General features: G+C 71.8%; 16 protein-coding genes and 1 pseudogene. 3 read left to right on the top strand and 14 right to left on the bottom strand.

The window, feature by feature from the left end:
* Positions 1-110: 110 nt before the first annotated feature.
* On the bottom strand, positions 111-575 hold the full coding sequence (locus tag ACWGIF_RS09875; protein WP_453493782.1) for a carboxymuconolactone decarboxylase family protein: 465 nt from the start codon (positions 573-575) through the stop codon (positions 111-113).
* A 326-nt stretch (positions 576-901) separates the two neighbouring features.
* Here ACWGIF_RS09875 and ACWGIF_RS09870 point away from each other — a divergent pair, with 326 nt between their 5' ends.
* Complete coding sequence (locus tag ACWGIF_RS09870; protein WP_453493712.1) at positions 902-2,590, top strand: hypothetical protein; 1,689 nt, start codon at positions 902-904, stop codon at positions 2,588-2,590.
* 95 nt (positions 2,591-2,685) lie between these two features.
* Here the strand turns inward: ACWGIF_RS09870 and ACWGIF_RS09865 are convergent, their stop codons facing one another.
* Positions 2,686-3,969 carry an adenylosuccinate synthase gene (locus ACWGIF_RS09865; RefSeq protein ID WP_453493709.1) on the bottom strand — a complete coding sequence of 428 codons (1,284 nt, stop codon included), beginning with the start codon at positions 3,967-3,969 and terminating at the stop codon, positions 2,686-2,688.
* 181 nt (positions 3,970-4,150) lie between these two features.
* Between ACWGIF_RS09865 and ACWGIF_RS09860 the strand changes: the two genes are divergently transcribed.
* Entirely contained in the window at positions 4,151-4,984 is an 834-nt protein-coding gene (locus ACWGIF_RS09860; protein ID WP_453493779.1) for a diacylglycerol kinase, read from the top strand.
* Positions 4,985-5,269: 285 nt separating this feature from the next.
* On the opposite strand, the gene ACWGIF_RS09855 is transcribed toward ACWGIF_RS09860, so the two are convergent.
* From ACWGIF_RS09855 to ACWGIF_RS09820, 8 genes and pseudogenes are all read right to left on the bottom strand, one after another.
* Positions 5,270-6,586 (bottom strand): protein kinase domain-containing protein, encoded by a 1,317-nt coding sequence (locus ACWGIF_RS09855; RefSeq protein WP_453493706.1) that lies wholly within the window; start codon positions 6,584-6,586, stop codon positions 5,270-5,272.
* A gap of 44 nt (positions 6,587-6,630) precedes the next feature.
* Positions 6,631-7,839: a cytochrome P450 gene (locus ACWGIF_RS09850; protein ID WP_453493703.1), complete on the bottom strand. Its 1,209-nt coding sequence runs from the start codon at positions 7,837-7,839 to the stop codon at positions 6,631-6,633.
* Between the two features lie 29 nt (positions 7,840-7,868).
* Complete coding sequence (locus tag ACWGIF_RS09845) at positions 7,869-8,528, bottom strand: response regulator (RefSeq protein WP_453493700.1); 660 nt, start codon at positions 8,526-8,528, stop codon at positions 7,869-7,871.
* Positions 8,525-9,867: pseudogene (locus tag ACWGIF_RS09840) on the bottom strand (sensor histidine kinase). Before ACWGIF_RS09840 ends, ACWGIF_RS09845 begins: the two are co-directional and overlap by 4 nt.
* A gap of 85 nt (positions 9,868-9,952) precedes the next feature.
* Positions 9,953-10,624 carry a response regulator gene (locus tag ACWGIF_RS09835; RefSeq protein WP_453493697.1) on the bottom strand — a complete coding sequence of 224 codons (672 nt, stop codon included), beginning with the start codon at positions 10,622-10,624 and terminating at the stop codon, positions 9,953-9,955.
* Positions 10,621-11,964, bottom strand: a complete 1,344-nt coding sequence (locus ACWGIF_RS09830; protein ID WP_453493695.1) for a sensor histidine kinase — start codon at positions 11,962-11,964, stop codon at positions 10,621-10,623. Before ACWGIF_RS09830 ends, ACWGIF_RS09835 begins: the two co-directional genes overlap by 4 nt.
* Positions 11,965-11,986: 22 nt before the next feature.
* The gene (locus tag ACWGIF_RS09825) at positions 11,987-13,204 is read right to left on the bottom strand and encodes an acyltransferase family protein (RefSeq protein ID WP_453493692.1); all 1,218 of its coding nucleotides are present in this window, start codon (positions 13,202-13,204) and stop codon (positions 11,987-11,989) included.
* Positions 13,197-14,258 carry an alpha/beta hydrolase gene (locus tag ACWGIF_RS09820; protein WP_453493689.1) on the bottom strand — a complete coding sequence of 354 codons (1,062 nt, stop codon included), beginning with the start codon at positions 14,256-14,258 and terminating at the stop codon, positions 13,197-13,199. The genes ACWGIF_RS09825 and ACWGIF_RS09820 overlap by 8 nt, the downstream gene beginning before the upstream one ends.
* A gap of 192 nt (positions 14,259-14,450) precedes the next feature.
* Between ACWGIF_RS09820 and ACWGIF_RS09815 the strand changes: the two genes are divergently transcribed.
* Positions 14,451-14,930, top strand: a complete 480-nt coding sequence (locus ACWGIF_RS09815; protein WP_453493686.1) for an HIT family protein — start codon at positions 14,451-14,453, stop codon at positions 14,928-14,930.
* A 77-nt stretch (positions 14,931-15,007) separates the two neighbouring features.
* Here the strand turns inward: ACWGIF_RS09815 and ACWGIF_RS09810 are convergent, their stop codons facing one another.
* From ACWGIF_RS09810 to ACWGIF_RS09795, 4 genes are all read right to left on the bottom strand, one after another.
* Positions 15,008-15,397, bottom strand: a complete 390-nt coding sequence (locus ACWGIF_RS09810) for a nuclear transport factor 2 family protein (RefSeq protein WP_453493684.1) — start codon at positions 15,395-15,397, stop codon at positions 15,008-15,010.
* Between the two features lie 81 nt (positions 15,398-15,478).
* The gene (locus tag ACWGIF_RS09805) at positions 15,479-17,104 is read right to left on the bottom strand and encodes a serine/threonine-protein kinase (protein WP_453493681.1); all 1,626 of its coding nucleotides are present in this window, start codon (positions 17,102-17,104) and stop codon (positions 15,479-15,481) included.
* Positions 17,105-17,349: 245 nt separating this feature from the next.
* Entirely contained in the window at positions 17,350-17,832 is a 483-nt protein-coding gene (locus ACWGIF_RS09800) for a MarR family winged helix-turn-helix transcriptional regulator (RefSeq protein ID WP_453493678.1), read from the bottom strand.
* The gene (locus tag ACWGIF_RS09795; protein WP_453493675.1) at positions 17,825-18,454 is read right to left on the bottom strand and encodes a DJ-1/PfpI family protein; all 630 of its coding nucleotides are present in this window, start codon (positions 18,452-18,454) and stop codon (positions 17,825-17,827) included. The genes ACWGIF_RS09800 and ACWGIF_RS09795 overlap by 8 nt, the downstream gene beginning before the upstream one ends.
* Between the last annotated feature and the right edge of the window lie 213 nt (positions 18,455-18,667).

Below are 18,667 nucleotides of genomic sequence, written 5' to 3'. Positions count from 1 at the left end.
GGAACCCGCCCCCCGAGAGCGTTGCGGCCTCGATGACCTGGCGCGAAGGCGTCGCGCCCCTCCGGCGTCGTCCGGCGGCGGGGTCTGCCGGGCCCGGCCCGCCCGGGGCCTCAGTCCCACTGCTCGTCGGCCAGCGAGGTGACCGGCTGGGGCTTTCCGATGACCGCCAGGGCGATGAAGAAGTTGATCTGACCGATCGCGATGGTGAGGGTGGCGAGGGCCTTCTCGTCGTAGTGCTTGGCCACCTCGGCGTACAGCTCGTCCGAGACGCGCTCCCGGCCGTGCGGGGCGGGCTGGAGGGTGGCCTCCACGAGGGCGAGGGCGGCGCGCTCGGCCTCGGTGAAGTAGGGGGCGTCCTGCCAGGAGGAGACGGCGGTGATGCGCTCCTCGGACTCCCCGGCCTTGCGCAGGAAGCCGGTGTTGAGGATGGTCAGGTAGGTGTTGTGGACGATCTGCCCGGCGCGCAGGTGGACGAGGCTCATCGTGTTGCGCGGCACCGAGCGGTTGCCCGTCGCCCGGAAGAGGGCGGCGCTGACGTCGTTCAGCTCGGGGACGAACTCGGCGGGGTTGGCCATCCGCGAGATCGAAGTGTTCGAGGCGTTCGAGGCGTGCGTCGTGTCCGAGGCGTTCGAGGCGTTCGAAGCGTTCGAGGTGTCCGTCATGGCTGCTCTCCTTCAGGCTGCGTCGGCGTCTACACAGCACTGACGGACGGGCCCGCACGAATGTGACCGGCCGCGGAAGGTTTTTTGCGTGACGCCCTGAAGCACCGCACCGCGCAAACCCGTTGCAGGACCTGGCCGGGAGAGGGTTGTGTACGCTGGGCGGGTTTCGAACATGATCGACCGTTGACGAAAATGGGGGGCCGGTGCGTAGTCGCCGACTTGTAATTTCCGCTGCCCTGGTGGCGGCGGGTGTGGGGCTCATACCGGGGATCGCCCAGGCGGCAGGCCCTGCCGCTCCCGCGACGCCCGCAGCACAGGGGACGCCCCGGGCCGGGGCCGGCCCGGACGCGGCACAGCGTCTCCAGGGCAAGACCTTCACCAGCCCGGCCGCGCGCACCGTCGTGACGCCGCCGTCCGGTGCCGAGGCCGGGGGGAACACGCGGGCGCAGGGGGCGCAGGACGCGCCGGACCCGCACATCTCGATCCACCTGGACGCGACGGCTCCGACCGCGCACTCGATCGACCTGCGGTCCATCATCAGCACCTGGGACGACGCCGCAGTCGACGTGGTCGTCTCCTGGGGCGACGGAACCACGGACGACTACTCCGTGACCCTCGCCGGCTTCCGCGGCGACGCCCGGAACATCACGCACACGTACGCCGCGGTCGGCTCGTACGACGTCAAGGTCACGGTGAAGCATGCCGAGAGCGGCGTCGAGGCCGTGAACGGGCTCACCTTCGTCACCAGGGGCACCGAGTTCACCTCGCACGAGCCCACCCGGCTGCTGGACACCCGCTCGGGCCTCGGCGCCGCCAAGGCCAGAATCGGCGCGCGCAGCTCGGTGGCGCTGAAGGTCGCGGGCGCCGCCAAGATCCCCGCCGGCGTCGGCTCGGCGGTCCTCAACGTCACCGTCACCAACACGACGGGGGCGGGGCACATCTCGGTCGGCAAGACCAGGGAACTGACCGAGACCGCCGAGACGTCGCACCTGAACTTCGCAGCGGGCCAGAGCGTCGCGAACCTGGTGATCGCGCCGGTCGGCGAGGACGGGTACGTGCACCTGTTCAACGCCGGGTGGGAGCCGGTCGACTTGATCGCGGACGTCACCGGCTCCTTCAAGGCGTCGACCGCCGACGGCTACGGCGCACTGAGCCCGACCCGCGTCGTGGACACCCGCACGGGCCTCGGCACGGCGAAGGGGCAGGTCCCCGGCCACGGCACCTTCGGGGTGGAGATCGCCGGGCGGGCCGGCGTTCCGAAGGGCGCCACCGCCGTGGCGCTCAACCTGACCGCCACCAACCCGCGGTCGTCCGGGCACCTGACCGCCTACCCCAGCGGGCAGGCGGCGCCGGCCACCTCGAATCTGAACTTCACCGGCGGCCGGACGGTCGCCAACGCGGCGGTCGTGCCGATCGGCCCGGACGGAAAGATCAGTGTACGCAACGGCAGCTGGGACCCGGCCGACGTGGTGATGGACGTCGTCGGCTACTACAGCCCCGACAGCCGGTCCGCGTTCGTGTCCGCCTGGGTGCCGATGCGCCTGCTGGACACGCGCGAGGACCTCAGCTGGGGCCGCAGGAAGGCCGGCCCGGTGCCGGCCCGTACGTACGAACCCATGCGGCTCGAGGGCGATACGACGACCCCCGACGTCGACGGCTGGGCGCTGAACACCACGGTCACCAACACCCGCGGCGACGGCTTCCTGTCGGTGACACCGGACCCGAACTTCTGGTCCGACTACCGCGACGGCACTGCGGTCACGCCGCAGCGGCCCGTCGCCTCGGCCCTGAACTGGACGAAGGGCGCGACCGTCCCGAACCTGGTGCAGACACCCGGGGGCAAGGGGGGCATGGTCGACTTCTGGAACCAGGGCTGGGAGGACACCGACCTGCTCGTCGACCTGGTCGGCTACTACCAGACGAACTGATCCGGGGGCGGGTACTCCGGTACGCAGAAGGGGCGGTACACCGTACGGTGCACCGCCCCTTCGCGTGGAACGACGGGGATCGCCCCCGGCCGTTCTTACAGGAACGAGTTGATCTCGATGGTCTCGGTGCGGCCGGGGCCGACGCCGATCGCGGAGATCGGGGCGCCCGACATCTCCTCCAGGGCCTTGACGTACGCCTGGGCGTTCGCCGGCAGGTCCTCGAACGTCTTGGCCTTGGTGATGTCCTCGGACCAGCCGGGGAGGTATTCGTAGATCGGCTTCGCGTGGTGGAAGTCCGTCTGCGAGTACGGGAGCTCCTCGACGCGCTTGCCGTCGATCTCGTACGCGACGCACACCGGGATCTGCTCCCAGCCGGTCAGCACGTCCAGCTTGGTGAGGAAGAAGTCGGTGAGGCCGTTCACACGGGTGGCGTAACGTGCGATCGGCGCGTCGAACCAGCCGCAGCGACGGTCGCGACCGGTGGTCACGCCGCGCTCGCCGCCGATGCGGCGCAGGTCCTCGCCGTCCTGGTCGAACAGCTCGGTCGGGAACGGGCCCGCGCCGACTCGGGTCGTGTAGGCCTTGAGAATGCCGATGACACGGCTGATCTTCGTCGGGCCCACGCCGGTGCCGGTGCAGGCGCCGCCTGCGGTCGGGTTCGACGAGGTGACGAAGGGGTAGGTGCCGTGGTCGACGTCGAGCAGGGTGCCCTGGCCGCCCTCGAACAGCACGACCTTGTCCTCGTCGAGCGCGTCGTTGAGGATCAGGGTGGTGTCGGCGACGTACGGCCTGATCTGCTCCGCGTACTGGAGCATCTCCTCGACGATCTGGGCGGCGTCGATCGCGCGGCGGTTGTACAGCTTCGCGAGGAGCTGGTTCTTGCCCTCCAGCGCCGCTTCGACCTTCTGGGTGAGGATCGACTCGTCGTAGAGGTCCTGGACGCGGATGCCGATGCGGTTGATCTTGTCCGCGTAGGTCGGACCGATGCCGCGACCGGTCGTGCCGATCTTGCGCTTGCCGAGGAAGCGCTCGCCGACCTTGTCCAGGGTGACGTTGTACGGCGTGATGAGATGCGCGTTGCCGCTGAGGAGCAGCTTGGAGGTGTCGATGCCGCGCTCGTTCAGACCGCGCAGCTCGGAGAGCAGGACGGCCGGGTCGACGACGACGCCGTTACCGATGACCGGGGTGCATCCGGGGGAGAGGATGCCGGAGGGGAGAAGGTGCAGCGCGTACTTCTGGTCGCCGACGACGACCGTGTGGCCGGCATTGTTGCCGCCCTGGTAGCGCACTACATAGTCAACGGATCCACCGAGCAGGTCGGTGGCCTTTCCCTTGCCCTCGTCACCCCACTGAGCTCCGAGCAGCACAAGAGCGGGCACAGGCGTACACCTCTTCCGGATGGGGCATGTCCAAGGTCAGGGGACGTACGACGATGTACGCAGGCTGAGCCGTCGGACCGGTACCCCGGAATAGACGAAGGCCCTGGCGCAATAGCGCAAGGGCCTCTTGCACAAAGATGCTACCCGAGGAAGGACCGAGGTGTCGGCTCCAGAGCCCACCATGAGCCATGCGGGCGCGCCGGTAGGCGGTCTGCTCGTGCTCGTCGACCCGGTCGCCCGCCGTTTGGACGGCGAGTCCGTGCGGATCGCGAAGGATGTGTTGTCAGCGGGCGCGGCGGCGAAAATCTGCCTCCCGGATTCGCAGGAGGAATTCGCGCGGGCTCTGGCCCGCCGGGGCCATCGCCAGCCGGTGATCGTGGGTGACGACCGGGCCCTGGTGCGTGCCGTGGGGCTGCTCCACCGGGAGCGTGGTCTGGGTGAGGGCCCGCTGGCGCTGGTCCCGGTGGGGCCCGTCGGGTCCCTCGGGCTGACCCGGTCCCTCGGCGTGCCGCAGTCCGCCGTGTCCGCGGCCCGGGCGGTGCTCGACGGGTCGGTGCGGATGTGCGACCTGCTGGTCGACGACAGTGACGGGGTGGTGCTGGGCGGGCTGCGGATCCCGCCGGTGCGGGGGGCCGCGCGACCGGTCCGGCCCTCGGTGTGGAGTGCGTACCGCTCGCTGGTGCGGACGCTGGTCCGGCCGGTCGCGGCGGCGGCCGGCGGCGCGGGCGCGGGCCACCTCCGGCTGCGGGTGGAGGCCGACGGGGTGCTGGTGGCGGACGTGGACCAGCCCGTGGAGGACGTCTCGATCCGCATGCGGGACGACGGTGGTCCGGCGGAGGTCGTGGTCCGGACGGGCGGCGGTTTCGCCGCCTCGACGGTGACCGTTCGGGCGAAGACGGTGACGGTGTCGGGCGCGGACTTCCGCTACCGCGCCGACGCGACGATGACCGGCCCGGTCCGCCGCCGCACGTGGACCCTGCGGCCCGGGGCCTGGACCCTCACGCTGCCCCGGTGACGCAGGGGCGGGACGCGCAGGCGGAGGGGGACGCGCCGACGGTGCGGTATGCGGCGACGGTGCGGTGTGCGCCGCCGGTGCGGGATGCGGCGGCGGTTCGGGACGCGTGGGCGATCGGCGGCACGTGGTGACCCTGGGCCTGCTGGGCCGCGGGGTCCTTCTGGGTCTGCGGGGCCGGCGGGTCCTGACGTCGTGCGCGCCGGGCTCGTCGGAGCGGGTGGTGGTGCGGCTCGCGGCTGACCCGGCCGCGGGCGGCATCCGGGCCCCGCGCCCGGGCGCTCTCCGCTACGCCCGATCGCGGACGGGACCTGGCCGGCGGGAGCGGCTGCCGGGCACGGCCCACCAGAGGACCCAGGAGCAGGTGCCCAGGTACAAGGCGTTGTAGAGAGCTCCGAAAAAGCCCCAGTAGGGCCGGAGCAGGATCACCCCGTTGATCAGCGCGAAGTTCACCAGGACGAACAGCAGCCACACCAGGGCGGTCGGCCGGTGGGAGCGGACCGCCGTGTTCACCACGGTCATCACCAGGGCCGTGGTGATGAAGGCGGGCGTCACGACGAAGTACGCGAAGTCGTAGTGGAAATTCCACGGCAGGAGGAAGGTGCCCACCCACAACAGGACGAGGAAGCCCAGACCCCGCAGCAGGAGTGCTGACCGGGATGCGCGGGATCTCGTGCGCCGCTGCGTCGGGGTGGCCGGCCCCGGCCCGGCCGGCGGCAGGACCGCGGTGGCCGCGGGCACCTGTGCTCGTGCCGGTGCCTGTGCGGGCACCCGGATCGGTCCGGCGCCGTGGGAGACGGCCTCCAGCGCGGCCAGCGCCTGCTCGGCGGTGGCACGCCGGGCCGGGTCCTTCGTCAGCAGGGCGGCCAGCACCTCGGCCAGCGGCCCGGCCCGCTCCGCCATCCGCGGTTCCCGCGTGACGATGGCGATGCACAGGGCGGTGAACGTCTCGGCGGAGAACGGCGCCACGCCCTCGACCGCGCTGTACAGGGTGGCACCCAGGGACCAGAGATCGGTGGCGGGCGTCGGGGGCTTGCCCTCCAGTTGCTCGGGCGCCATGTAGGAGGGCGTGCCGATCAGCGTTCCGGTGTGGGTGAGCGTCATCGTGGCGTCCGACATGTGGGCGATGCCGAAGTCGGTGATGATCACCCGGTCGTCCATCAGCAGGACGTTGTCGGGCTTGAGGTCGCGGTGCACGATGCCCGCGGCGTGGGCCCGTACGAGCGCCTTCAGCATCAGGACGCCGATCTCCGCGACCCGCAGCACCGGCAGCCGGCCGTCCCGCGCCACGGCGGCCGCCAGCGACGTGCCCGTCACGTACTCCATGACGATGACGGGTGCGCCCTCGTGTTCCACCACGTCGTGCACCGTGATGATCCCGGGATGGTTGAGGCGCGCGGCGGACCGTGCCTCGCGCATGACGCGCTGCAGCAGGACGTCGCGCTGCACGTCGCTGACCCCCTGCGGGAGCGTGACCTCCTTGACGGCGACGTCCCGGCCCAGCCGCTCGTCGCGGCCCCTCCACACGCGGCCCATGCCGCCCTGGCCGATCAGCTCCAGGAGGCGGTACCGGCTGCCGATCAGTGCTCCACTCACCTCTGCCACGGCGATCACCCTAGCTGCGGCTGAGGTCCGGCCGGCCGGAACGGCTAGAACTCCACGAGCAGTTGCTCCAGACCGCGGATCACGTACCCGTCCCGCCACCGTGGTTCCTCGACGAGCCGTACCGGCGGGACCCCGTCCGCCAGCAGGGCTCCGAACGAGGCCTCCAGCTCCCGCCGAGCGAGCGGCGCCCCCAGGCAGTAGTGGATCCCGGCCCCGAAGCTCAGGTGCGGATTGTCGGCCCGTACGAGGTCCAGCGCATCGGGATCGTCGAAGCGCGCGGGATCCCGGTTCGCCGACCCGAAGAGCAGCGCGACCTCGGCTCCGCGGGGGATGTCGGTGTCCCCGATCCGGATGTCGTCGAGCACCCAGCGCTCGAACATCTGCAGCGGAGTGTCGTACCGCATGAGTTCATCCACAGCTGTGGACAACTTTTCGGGATCGCGGCTCGCGCGGAGCGCGGCGAGCTGCCCGGGATTGCGGAACAGCGCCCACCACCCGTTGACGGTGGTGTTGACGGTCGCCTCGTGCCCGGCGTTCAGAAGGAGGACGCAGGTGGAGATCATCTCCTGCTCGCTGAGCCGGCCCTCTTCGTCATGGGCGGCGATCAGCCCGGAGATCAAATCCTCACCGGGGCGCGTGCGCCGCTCGGCGATCAGCTCCCGCAGGTAATCGCTGAACTCGATGCTCGCCCGCACCGCCCGCCGCGCCGTCTCCTCGTCCGGGCGGAGCTCGAACATCCCGCAGATGTCAGCCGACCAGGGTCGCAGCGGCCCTCGGTCCTCCTCCGGCACCCCCAGCAGCTCCGCGATCACGGCCACCGGCAGCGGCTCGGCGACGGTGGTGAGCAGATCCCCGCCGCCGTCCGCGAGCAGCTGCCCCACCAGCCCTCGGGCCAGCCGCTGCACAGCCGGCACGAGCTGCTCCACCGTCCGCGGGGTGAAGGCCTTCGCCACCAGCCTGCGCACCCGCGCATGCGCGGGATCCTCCAGGTCCAGCAGCCCGTTGCCGTTGAGCACATGGAACGGCTCGTGCTCCGGCGGCGGCGCCTCCCGCCCGAACTCCTCGTGCGAGAACCGGTGGAGGTAGGTCCGCCCCAGCCGCCGGTCCCGCAGCAGCGCACTCACATCGGCGTAATGCGGCACCAGCCACTGCCCGGTGGCCTCACACCACACGGCGCGCCCCTGCTCCCGCAACTCCCGGTACGCCGGATACGGATCGGCGACGAATGCGGCATCCCACGGATCAAAGCCCATCCCCGCAGACTAAGCGCTGTCCCTGCGGATCAGGCCGGTGTCACGAGGCGGGTCTCGTACGCGAACACCGCCGCCTGCGTCCGGTCGCGCAAGCCCAGCTTCACCAGGATCCGGCTCACATGGGTCTTGATCGTGGACTCCGCGACGATCAGCCGGTGCGCTATCTCCGCGTTGGACAGCCCCTGCGCGATCAGGATCAGCACCTCCGTCTCCCGCTCGGTCAGCTCACCCACGCCCGCCGGGTCCGCGAGCTTGCGCGCCTCGGAGATCTTCGAGAACTCCGCTATCAGCCGCTTGGTCACCGAGGGCGCCAGCAGGGCCTCGCCGGCCGCCACCACCCGCACACCGTCCGCCAGCTGACGGGCCGACGCATCCTTCAAGAGGAACCCGGAGGCACCGGCCCGCAGCGCCTGGTACACGTACTCGTCGAGGTCGAAGGTCGTCAGCACCAGCACCTTCGCGTCCGTGTCCGCCGCCACGATCTCCCGCGTCGCCTCCAGACCGTTCATCTGCGGCATCCGGATGTCCATCAGCACCACGTCCGGCCGCAGGGCCGCCACCTGGGCGATGGCCTCCCGGCCGTCGACCGCCTCTCCGACCACCTCGATGCCTTCCATGGCGTTCAGCAGGACGGAGAACCCCTCGCGCACCATCATCTGGTCATCGACGATCAGCACCCTGATCGTCATGCCGCCCCCTCCCGCGGCTCCGGCTCCACCGCCGGCTCGGGACGGTTCGGCACCGGTATGAACACCGACACCTCGTACCCGCCCGCGGCCGTCCGTCCGGCCGTCATCTCCCCCTCCAGCATGGCCACCCGCTCCCGCATTCCGGTGATCCCGTGGCCCGCCCCCGGCGAGGGCCGCACATCCCCGGTCGCCGCCTCATTGACGACCCGTATCCCCAGGCCGCCCAGCACGTACGAGACCTCCACCCCGGCCACCGCTCCCGGCGCGTGCCGCAGCGTGTTGCTCAGGGCCTCCTGGATGATCCGGTACGCCGACAGCTCCACGCCCTGCGGCAGCTCCCGCACCGCGCCCGTGACCGTCTTCTCCACACTCAGCCCGGCCTCCCGCACATTGGCGAGCAGCCCGTCCAGCGAGGCCAGCGTCGGCTGCGGGGCGTCCGGAGCCTCGTAGTCCGCGGAGCGCACCACACCCAGCACCCGCCGCAGCTCCGTCAGAGCCGCCACCGCGTTCTCCCGGATGGTGACGAACGCCGCCTCCAGTTCCGGCGGAGGGTTCTTCACCCGGTACGGAGCGGCCTCGGCCTGGATGGCCACCACCGACATGTGGTGAGCCACCACGTCGTGCAGCTCCCTGGCGATCGTGGTCCGCTCCTCCAGCAGCGTCCGCTTGTCCCGCTCGACCGCCGTGACCTCCTGTTGCGCGCTCACCTCCGCCTTGGCGTGCCGGCGTATCTGGATGCTGCCGGCGATCATCAAGGCGAAGGCCGAGGTCACCGCCATTTCCGGCAGGTTCGAGCCCCACCGGCCGTTGAACAGCATGGAGATCGCGGTTCCCAGCACGAGGGTGAGCACCCACATCCAGGCCGCTACCCGCGGCCCGGTCCGCAGCGTGACGAGCACCATGACCGCGATGTAGGAGAGAAAACTCCCCCCGGACCAAGGCCAGTTGTAACCACTGCCCACGCCGGCCAGGACCACCGTCATCGCAATGGCCGCCCACCAGGCGCCGACCGGCCGCACCAGCGTCATGAGACCGGACCCGCGGCCAGCAGCGCCAGGGCGATCTGCGCCAGATCGCCCCATGGCGCCGACTGCGTGTCGAGCGTGACCAGCGCGACGACGAAGGCCAGGGCGCCCACCACCGCATGGTGCGTCCACCGTGCATACCGCCGTATCCCCTGGGGAAGCCGTCGCGCGAAGCGCCCGGGTGTCTCCTTCAGCGGCAGCGGCCGGTAGGCGAAGGCATCGGTGACGAGGTCCCGGCGAAGGGTCGCGATCACCTCCGATGCCAGTCGGAATTCAGGCGTCCGGGCTGTCCCCCCGGTGGTCGTCTCGGTCATACACACACCGTAGGTCTGTACCGCCGTCGTCCGCGTCCGCTGATGGGGATATCCCGGGATCCCTCTCAAGTACTACGCGGTCCCCTCAGTAGCCCGTCGGGCGGATGAGACCCGTCTCGTACGCGAACACCGCCGCCTGGGTGCGGTCGCGCAGGCCCAGCTTCACCAGGATCCGGCTCACGTGGGTCTTCACCGTCTGCTCGGCCAGGACCAGGTGCTCCGAGATCTCCGCATTCGACAGCCCCTGGGCGATCAGGGAGAGCACCTCGGTCTCCCGCTCGGTCAGTTCGTCGATGCGGGCCCGTGACGGCGCGCGCGGCGCCCCAAGCCGGGAGAACTCCGTGATCAGCCGCTTCGTGATGTTCGGCGAGAGCAGCGCCTCACCGGCCGCGACCACCCGCACCGCCTCGGCGAGCTGGTCGGCCGACGCGTCCTTGAGCAGGAACCCGGAGGCCCCGGCCCGCAGCGCCTCGTACACGTACTCGTCCAGATCGAAGGTGGTCAGCACCAGCACCTTCACGGTGGTGTCGGGCCCGTTCGTGATGACGGACGTGGCCTCGATGCCCCCCATCCCCGGCATGCGGATGTCCATCAGGACCACGTCCGGTGCCAGCTCGGCGACCTTGGACACGGCGTCGGCCCCGTCCACCGCCTGCCCCACGACCTCGATGTCGGGCTGCGCGTTGAGAAGCACGGTGAAACCCTGCCGGACCATCATCTGGTCGTCGGCGATCATCACCTTGATCGGGGAACTCATGGGGCCATCTTCTTACTCTCGGGAGCGGGAGCGGGAGCGGGAGCGGGGACGCGGGCGTCGGGCAGGTCCTGCGGATCCATCGGGAGGACGGCGCTCACCTCGTACCCGCCGTCGGGGCGCGGGCCCGCGGCCAGTTCGCCTCCCAGCATGCCTGCCCGCTCCCGCATGCCGAGCAGCCCGTGCCCCGCTCCGTGCGAGGGCGGCGCCGGCCGGGTGGGCGCGGTGTTGGCGATGCACAGGTGGAGGTCCCGCGGTCCGTACGCGACGCCGACCTCCACCCGCGAACCGGGGGCGTGACGGAGGCAGTTGCTCAGCGCCTCCTGCACGATCCGGTACGCGGTGAGCTCCACGCCCGGGGTCAGGGGCCGCGGGACGCCCGCAATCTCGGTGGTGACGTCCAGACCTGCCCCCCGCACGTTGTCCACGAGGCCGTCCAGCTCGGCGAGGGTGGGCTGCGGGTGGTGGGGGTTCGCCGGATCGTCGGGGTGCTCCGAGCGCAGCACACCCAGGACACGGCGCAGTTCGGTCAGGGCCTCCAGGGCGTTCTCCCGGATGCCGGCCAGGTTCTCCTTGAGCTCCTCGGACGGGTTCTCCACGAGGTGCGGGGCGACCTGCGCCTGGATGGAGATCACCGACATGTGGTGGGCGACGACGTCGTGCAGCTCGCGGGCGATCCGGCTGCGCTCCTCCAGCAGGGTCCGCCGGGCGCGTTCCTCCTCGGTGAGGGTCTCCTGCTCGACGAGTTTGCCGCGGGTCAGGCGGGTGGCCCGCAGGGCGTAGCCGAGGATCCCCACGAACCCGAAGAGGATGGCCACGCCCGCGATGATCGTCTGGCTCTGCGGCGGTCTGAGGACGGCCTCGGCCAGTCCGGAGAGGGCGAGCGTGATGCCGATGACCGAGACGGTCACCCGGGGCGGTACGCGCAGGGCGACCATCAGGATCAGGGGTGCGACCGTGAACGGTCCGGCGGGCGTCCAGGGCCAGGACTGTCCGTCGCCGACGTGGCCGTGGATGGCCCAGGCGATGAGAGCCGCGGTGACGAGCCCGATCCACCAGGCGGCCATCGGCCGGAACATGCTGAGCAGGATGGACGCGGACGTCAGAAACGCCAGCGGTACGGCGGGGCCGAGGACCCCGTAATGGTCGTTCAGCTGCATTCCCGTCAGGACGCCGCCTGGGATCGCTGCGTAGCCGAGGATCACATGGGGCAGCCAGGCCAGCCAGCGCGGCCGGGACATCTTCGGGAGGGGATCCCGCTTCAGGGTGAACAGTTCCCGGGCGAGGCCGCGCGCCAGGGTGGTGCGGTGCTCGGCGGCGGGCGGCTCGGTCTGCTGGTTCACGTCGTCCAGGCTAAGGCCGGCCCTAGACATGGGTGATCTTCTCGGAGACGGCGGCCGTCCGGGAGCTGGGGACGGCGGTGCCGGCGCTGCTGGAGGCCGTGTCGGGCCGGGGCTTCGAACGCCGGGAGGTCTGTTCGTACGTACGGAACGCGGCCCAGCAGAGAGTCAGCGCGGCCGCGAACACCGGCAGCCACAGCAGTCGGGCCGCTGTCCAGCCCACCGAGTCGGGCACCGTGTGCAGTCCGGGAAGGTCGGTGGAGACCAGCAGCCCGAGGGCGGTGACGGCCATCATGGCGGTCTGGTGCCAGAGGAAGACCGTCATGGCGGAGAGGTTCACAAGAGCCACCTTCGCCCAGGCGCCGGGCCGTTGCATGGCCCGGCCCAGCGGCTCGCGCACCAGCAGGGCCAGCCCGCACTGGGCCAGTCCGAACGCGGCCGCGGCGAGCGTCGGCGGGTTCAGATTCGATATCGGGGCCTCGGGGACACCCACCATGGAAGCCGGATATCCGCCCCACAGGACCAGGGCGACCGTGGCCACGGTGCCCGCACCGAGGAGGACCAGTGCCGGTCCTCGCCGGGCGAAGGCCCCCCGGGACCAGGCGGCGCCCAGTGTGAAGGGCACGAGCCAGCCGGCGGCCACATTCACCCAGCCGATCCATTCGGGCCCGCCGAGCCCGAAGCGCCAGACGTCGACACCGGCCACCACGGCCAGCGGCCAGAGCGGGTTGAGCCGGGCAACGAGCGGCGTCGCGGCGGTGAGCACGGCGAACACCAGCAGGAACCACAGCGGCGACAGGACCAGCCCCACCAGAGTCCGGACGGTGTCCAGCTCCGCCCCGCCGATCAGCATGCCGCCCGCCACCACGAGCCAGAGGACGAGCACCGCGGCGACCGGACGGAACAGCCGCCCGAGCCGCTGCCCGACCCAGATCCCGTACGAGACTCCCCGCTCGCGCGCCGTCGCGTACCCGCGGGCGGCGACGTGACCGCCGACCAGGAAGAAGACGGCCAGCGTCTGGAACACCCAGGACACCGGCGCCAGCCAGGCCATGTGTGCCAGCGGGCTGGTGGTGCTCAGACCGCCGTCGGTGGTGGTCAGGGCCGTGACCAGCCAGTGGCCGAGCACGACACCGAGGATCGCGAAGGCCCGCAGCGCGTCAACGGTCCGGTCCCGGCCGGCCGGGGTGGCCGCGTCGATGCCGGCTGCCAGGGCGGACCAGCGGGCGCGGAGCTCATGCACGGGGGGCCTCCGGAGCGGGGGTGGTGCCGAGGGCGATGGCGGCCAGGCTGTCGAGGGACTCGGTGCCCGGCTTCAGGTAGTCGCTGTGCCCGGCGGCGCCGGCGGTGAAGGCGCGCGCCCCGAAGGCGGGGTCGACGGGGTCGGTGCCGAAGCCGATCGCGCCGAGCCGGACGTGAGGCACGTTGGCGACCCAGTCCGCGCTGCCACGCCCGGCCCAGACGCGGGCGCGGGTCGCCAGCTCCCGGGCGGATCCGGCGCCCGTACCCGGGCTGCCGTACAGGGCCATGTCAGTGACCGCGGGCCCGGTACCGGTCCGGGCGCAGACCACGGAGCCGTAGGAGTGGCAGAGGAGGGAGAGCCGAGCGCCGGGCGCCGCCATGCCCGACAAGCGGTCCAGGAAGGGCGCCAGTTCACCGGCGGCCTCGTCGGCGCGGGCGGCGGTCAGGACGGTTGTGCTGACCGTGCCGGGGGTGTCGTACCCGAGCCAGGCGACTACGGAAGACCGCGGATGCTCGGCCTGGAGGCGCTGCTGGAGGGCGACGGCCCCGGCACGGAACCTTTCGTAGGTGTCGAGTGTGGTGTCGGAGCCGGGCACCAGGACGGTGACCCGGTCGGCGGTCTCCAGCTCGCCGAACACCTCGACGGCCCGGCCCGTGCCGCGGCCGTCGAAGGTGAGGAACTGCGCCGCTCCGGCGGCCTCCATGGCGCGGAGCCTGGCGGCCCGGCCGGGACGGGCGGCGTTCCGGGCCGTACGGACCGCCTCGGCGATGTTGGCGCGGTTCGCGGCGTAACGGCTCCGGGGCGCGGCGTCCTCGGCGAACGCGGCGGGCGCTGGGGCGGGAACGTCGGGGGTGGCGGCGGCGGATATGGGGAACACCACGGCCGCGGCGATCAGCGAGGCCAGCAGCGTGCGGCGCAGCCGGCCCGTGCCGGAGCCCGTCGTGCCGGAGGCGAGCGCCGTCCCCGCCGTCCCCGCCGTCCCCGCCGTCCCGACCGTGCCGGAGGCGAGCGTCGCCCCCGTCGTACCGGTCGTACCCGTCGTACCCGTCGCCATCGTGTGTTCCTTCGGTTGTCCGGAGGAACCGTCAGCGCTCCTCTCTGTTACCGAAGTTAGGAACCCCGACCCGTGGTCGGCGTCACGCCATGGAGCCGTGTTGGCGCGTAGCTCTCAGGTATCACGGGGGATACCTGAGAGGCATCTCAAGCGCGAACTCGCCTGCAGGCAAAGCCTTGTTAAGGTCGCCGGATGACCGGCAACGACTGGCGTCACGACCGTATCGGCAGCGCGCACCGAGGGGAGAACCCCACCGTCCTGCGGCGCCTGGACGCCGGCTTCGCCGTCATCGGAGACCGCCAGTTCCTGCCGGGGTACGCGGTGCTGCTGACCGACGACCCGGCCGTGACCCGGCTCTCCGACCTGTCCCGGTCGCGCAGGGCCGCGTACCTCTCGGACATGGAGCGGCTCGCGGAGGCCGTCGAACGGGCCTGTGGCCGGCTCGACCCGGCCTTCCGCCGCGTGAACATCGAGATCCTGGGCAACACCGACCCGTACCTCCACGCCCACATCTGGCCCCGCTACGACTGGGAACCCGCAGACCGCCTCCGGCGGCCCGTGTGGCTGTACGAGGAGGAGTGCTGGCGCGGTGAGCAGTACGCGCTGGGCCCGCGCCACGATGTCCTGCGGGCAGTCATCGGGGTGGAGTTGGACCGGCTCGAAGCAGCCTGAGGGCGGCTCGACGGCGCCCCTCGGACCGTCACGTCGAGATGTCGGCCACATCCGCAGAAGAGCGGTGAGCGCGCGGCTCAGTCCGCCACCAGGGGTTCGACGTGCTCCGCCCGCCAGCGGGGTGCCGGGTCCTGGCCGGGGCTGGTCCAGTACTCCCTCGCCGCCACGACCTCCCCGCCCACCACGGTCCACAGGGAGACGGCCCGGTAGACGACGTGGTCCTGAGGTATCTCCACCTCGGTGACGACGACGTCCCCGTCGGCCAGGATCCGCAGCAGTTCCACTGATCTCTCGTCCGCGTAGGCGTCGTCGCTGTTCACCGCGATGAAGTTGGCCCGCCCCACGATGCGCTCACCGCTCACCGGCCAATCGATGACGGCGTCCTCGGCGATGAGCCCGGCCACGCCGTCCCAGTCGCGTGCCCCGATCCGCTCCCACAGTTGTGCCACTACCTTCAACGGCTCCATGAGCCGCAGTGTCCGACAGTGCGGTTGCATGCAACAACCTTTGTCCGAAGGCTTATTGGCTTCGACACAAACGGTTGCACGTCACTGCCTGCGGTAGATGAGCGGGGGATTGTCGCTCCCCGCCAGCTCCCTCGACAGGGTGCCGTCGGGGAGCAGCCGGAGGCGGCTCCACGGGCCGGGTGTGCAGGTCGGCGGGGCGCCGGAGGTGACGGTGGAGGCGTCGAGTTCCACCGGGTCGGGAGCGCTGCGCAGAGGCGCCGTCCAGGTGCAGGCGAAACCGGGGTCCACGACGCCGAGGGACATCACCGGATCGCCGACCGCGCCGCGGGTGAGGGTGAGCCGCCAGGTCTGGCTGCCGTGGGTGGCCTGCCAGGTGCCGAGGTAGACCTCGGGGAGGCCGGTGACGGCGTAGCCGGAGGCGCCGGAGGCGGCGGAGCCGTCGGTTCCGGAGGGCGAGTGAGCGGGGGAGGCGGTGCCGGTCGTGGTCGTGGACGCGGCCGTGGTCGGTATGCGGGGAGTACCGACGGGTGGTCGGGGGTCCTGGGCTCCGCTCATCACCGCGTACACCGTGCCGGCGGACAGGACGGCGACGACGGTGGCCACCACGAGCAGGAGGGCGGTGGGCGCGGTGCGGGGACGCGGCGCAGGCGCTGCTGCCCTCGGCGGAGGCGGCGGGTAGGTGACGTACGCCGCATGCGCCGAGTACGCGGGCGGTGGTGTCGCCGGTGGTGGCGGCGTCGCCCACGGTGCTGGTGGCGCCGCCGCTGGTGCCGCACGGTCCGGGCCTGCGTCCTCGCGGTCCAGCAGGGCCACCGCGTGCCGCCCGAGCCGGGCCACCAGGGGGGCTGGAAGCCAGGGTTCCAGGGCCCTCCCGTCGGCCACGGTGTCACCCGCGCCGACCCGGGCCAGTACCTCGGCGGGTCCGGGCCGGGCGGCGGGGTCCCGCCGCAGGCAGTGCCGTACGAGGTCCAGCAGCTCGGCCGGTACGCCGGCCAGGTCCGGTTCCGCCTCGGTGCTGCGGAGCAGGAGTGCCGCCAGGCCGCCGGGCTGTTCCGCGTCGCCGAAGGGCAGCCGTCCGGTGGCCGCGTACGCCAGGACCGCCCCGAGGCAGAACATGTCGCAGGCGGCGGTCACCGGCTCGCCGCGGATCTGCTCGGGCGCCATGAAGCCGGGTGAGCCGATGACTTCGCCCACCCGGGTCAGGCCTGCGTCGTACCCGGTGGGGGCGCGGGCGATGCCGAAGTCGATGACGCGGGGGCCGTCGAGGGTGAGCATGACGTTCGAGGGCTTCAGATCGCGGTGGACGATGCCGGCGCGGTGGATGTCGTGGAGGGCGTACGCGAGGCCCGCTGCGAGGATCCGTACGGAACGGCCCGGCAACGGGCCGAAATCGTGGGCCACCACCTGGCGGAGGCTCGGGCCGGCGACGTAGCCGGTGGCGAACCAGGGGGTCTGGGCCTCGGTGTCGGCGTCGAGCACCGGGGCGGTCCATTCGCCGCCGACGCGCCGGGCCGCGGCGACCTCCTGGCGGAAGCGGATACGGAACTCCTCGCGGGAGGCGAGGTCGTGGTGGACCAGCTTCACGGCGACGGTGCGGCCGCGGTCGGAGCGGGCGAGGTAGACCTGGCCCATGCCGCCGGCGCCGAGGCGGGAGAGCAGGCGGTACGGGCCGATGTGGTGCGGGTCGTACGGGTGCAGTGGTTCCATGCCGGGTGGTCCTCCCCTGCGGGGCGGTGGAACGGCTCTGCCGGGAAGGACGGTTGAGGGGTGGCGGCCGGTTGCCTGCCGCCGGGGTGGACTGCCGGAGCTCTGCCCCGGACCCCGCGCCCCAAACGCCGGCGGGGCTGGATGTGCCGGCGGGGGTGAAAGCTCGGGGCTCCGCCCCGGACCACGCGCCCCGAACGTCGGCGGGGCTGGAACAGTGCGGCGGGTCTGGGATGGCCCGGCAGGTGTCAGGTTTCGGTGGGTTGGGTCGTGAGGGTGTCCAGGGCCGTGGCCAGGCGTTCCAGGGTGAGGACCGTTTCGGCGAAGGCGGCGTCGCCCAGCTCTGCCGCGAGGCGGGCGGCCAGGGCTGCGTGGCCGGGGGAGATCCGGGCCACCGCCGCGCGGCCCTCCTCCGTCGGGCGCAGCAGCTTCGCCCGGCGGTGGGCGGGATTCGGGACGTACTCGGCCAGGCCCTTGGCGGCCAGAAGGTCCGCGATGCGCTGGACGCTCTGCCGGGTGATCCCCATGCTCCTGGCGATGCCCGCCACAGGCAGCGGCTGCCGCAGGACCGCGCCCAGGACCTGCCACCAGGCGGCCGTCAGCCCGGCCGGCTTGGCCAGTTCCTCCGAGATCGAGAGGAACTGGCCGTTCAGCCGGAACACCCCGAGCGCGGTGCGGCTCAGCAGGTCCTGCTGGGCCCGGGTGGGCCCGAGCGGCAGAGGCTCAGGCATCGCCGGCCTCCGCGGCCGCCATCAGGACCGGGTACGCGCTCTCGTCCGAGTCGTGGAAGAGCCGGTACCACGCGTCCAGGACGTCCGGCTTGTAGACGTCGAGGCGGGCGAAGACCTCACGGGCGAAGGCCACCGGTTCCGTCGGTCCGGCGGTGATCAGGTCGCCGTCGGTCACCGCGTCGGCCTCGACGTAGCTCCCGGCGCCCCCGTAACCCGGCTGCGAGGCCAGGTAGAAGGAGGCGCCGCTGGTGTGGTTCCGGCCGTCCAGCAGGCCTGCGCGGGCGAGGCCTGCGGTGGCTCCGCAGATCGCCGCGACGGGCACCCCGGCGGCCAGGAACTCCTCCGCCTTCGCCGCGAACGGAGCCAGCTCCTCGCCCGTGTCCCACAGCGAGGCGCCGGTGAGGATCAGCAGCGAGGAGTCCTCCGGCCGCAGGTCGGACAGGGCCAGGTCGGGCTGGATGCGGACGCCGCCCATGGTGGTGACCGGCTGCCCGGCGGCGGGGCCGACCGTTCGTACCACGTGGCCGCGCTGGGTCAGGTGAGCGGTGGTGTGGCCGGTCTCCCAATCCGCGTACGTGTCGTAGACCGCGAGGTGCACGGGCTTGCGCGGGGTCTCGCTCATGGTGGTCGCCTCCAGTGTCGGATCGGGCTCCGGTGACAAGGTCCTGCGACGAGCTCTCCTGGTGCGTGACGAGCTCTCGTGGTGCGTGACGAGCTTGCGTGATGCGCGCCGAGCTCGTATGACAAGACACTGTCATGACGACAGGATGCTGTCAATGGCTCGCGAAAGTGACGGCACGCAGACAGACTGCCGAGACCGGCCCCCCACCCCCAT

This window comes from Streptomyces sp. NPDC054849 (assembly GCF_053610945.1).
Note: the sequence above shows the minus strand (reverse complement) of the source record. Positions and strands in the feature narration are given on the sequence as shown.

What these genes read in the sequence shown, in the direction of transcription:
- ACWGIF_RS09875 (WP_453493782.1), bottom strand. Translation starts at nt 575, where the DNA reads ATGGCCAACCCCGCCGAGTTCGTCCCCGAGCTGAACGACGTCAGCGCC.
- ACWGIF_RS09860 (WP_453493779.1), top strand. Translation starts at nt 4,151, where the DNA reads ATGAGCCATGCGGGCGCGCCGGTAGGCGGTCTGCTCGTGCTCGTCGAC.
- ACWGIF_RS09850 (WP_453493703.1), bottom strand. Translation starts at nt 7,839, where the DNA reads ATGGGCTTTGATCCGTGGGATGCCGCATTCGTCGCCGATCCGTATCCG.
- ACWGIF_RS09845 (WP_453493700.1), bottom strand. Translation starts at nt 8,528, where the DNA reads ATGACGATCAGGGTGCTGATCGTCGATGACCAGATGATGGTGCGCGAG.
- ACWGIF_RS09835 (WP_453493697.1), bottom strand. Translation starts at nt 10,624, where the DNA reads ATGAGTTCCCCGATCAAGGTGATGATCGCCGACGACCAGATGATGGTC.
- ACWGIF_RS09820 (WP_453493689.1), bottom strand. Translation starts at nt 14,258, where the DNA reads ATGGCGACGGGTACGACGGGTACGACCGGTACGACGGGGGCGACGCTC.
- ACWGIF_RS09815 (WP_453493686.1), top strand. Translation starts at nt 14,451, where the DNA reads ATGACCGGCAACGACTGGCGTCACGACCGTATCGGCAGCGCGCACCGA.
- ACWGIF_RS09810 (WP_453493684.1), bottom strand. Translation starts at nt 15,397, where the DNA reads ATGGAGCCGTTGAAGGTAGTGGCACAACTGTGGGAGCGGATCGGGGCA.
- ACWGIF_RS09805 (WP_453493681.1), bottom strand. Translation starts at nt 17,104, where the DNA reads ATGGAACCACTGCACCCGTACGACCCGCACCACATCGGCCCGTACCGC.
- ACWGIF_RS09800 (WP_453493678.1), bottom strand. Translation starts at nt 17,832, where the DNA reads ATGCCTGAGCCTCTGCCGCTCGGGCCCACCCGGGCCCAGCAGGACCTG.
- ACWGIF_RS09795 (WP_453493675.1), bottom strand. Translation starts at nt 18,454, where the DNA reads ATGAGCGAGACCCCGCGCAAGCCCGTGCACCTCGCGGTCTACGACACG.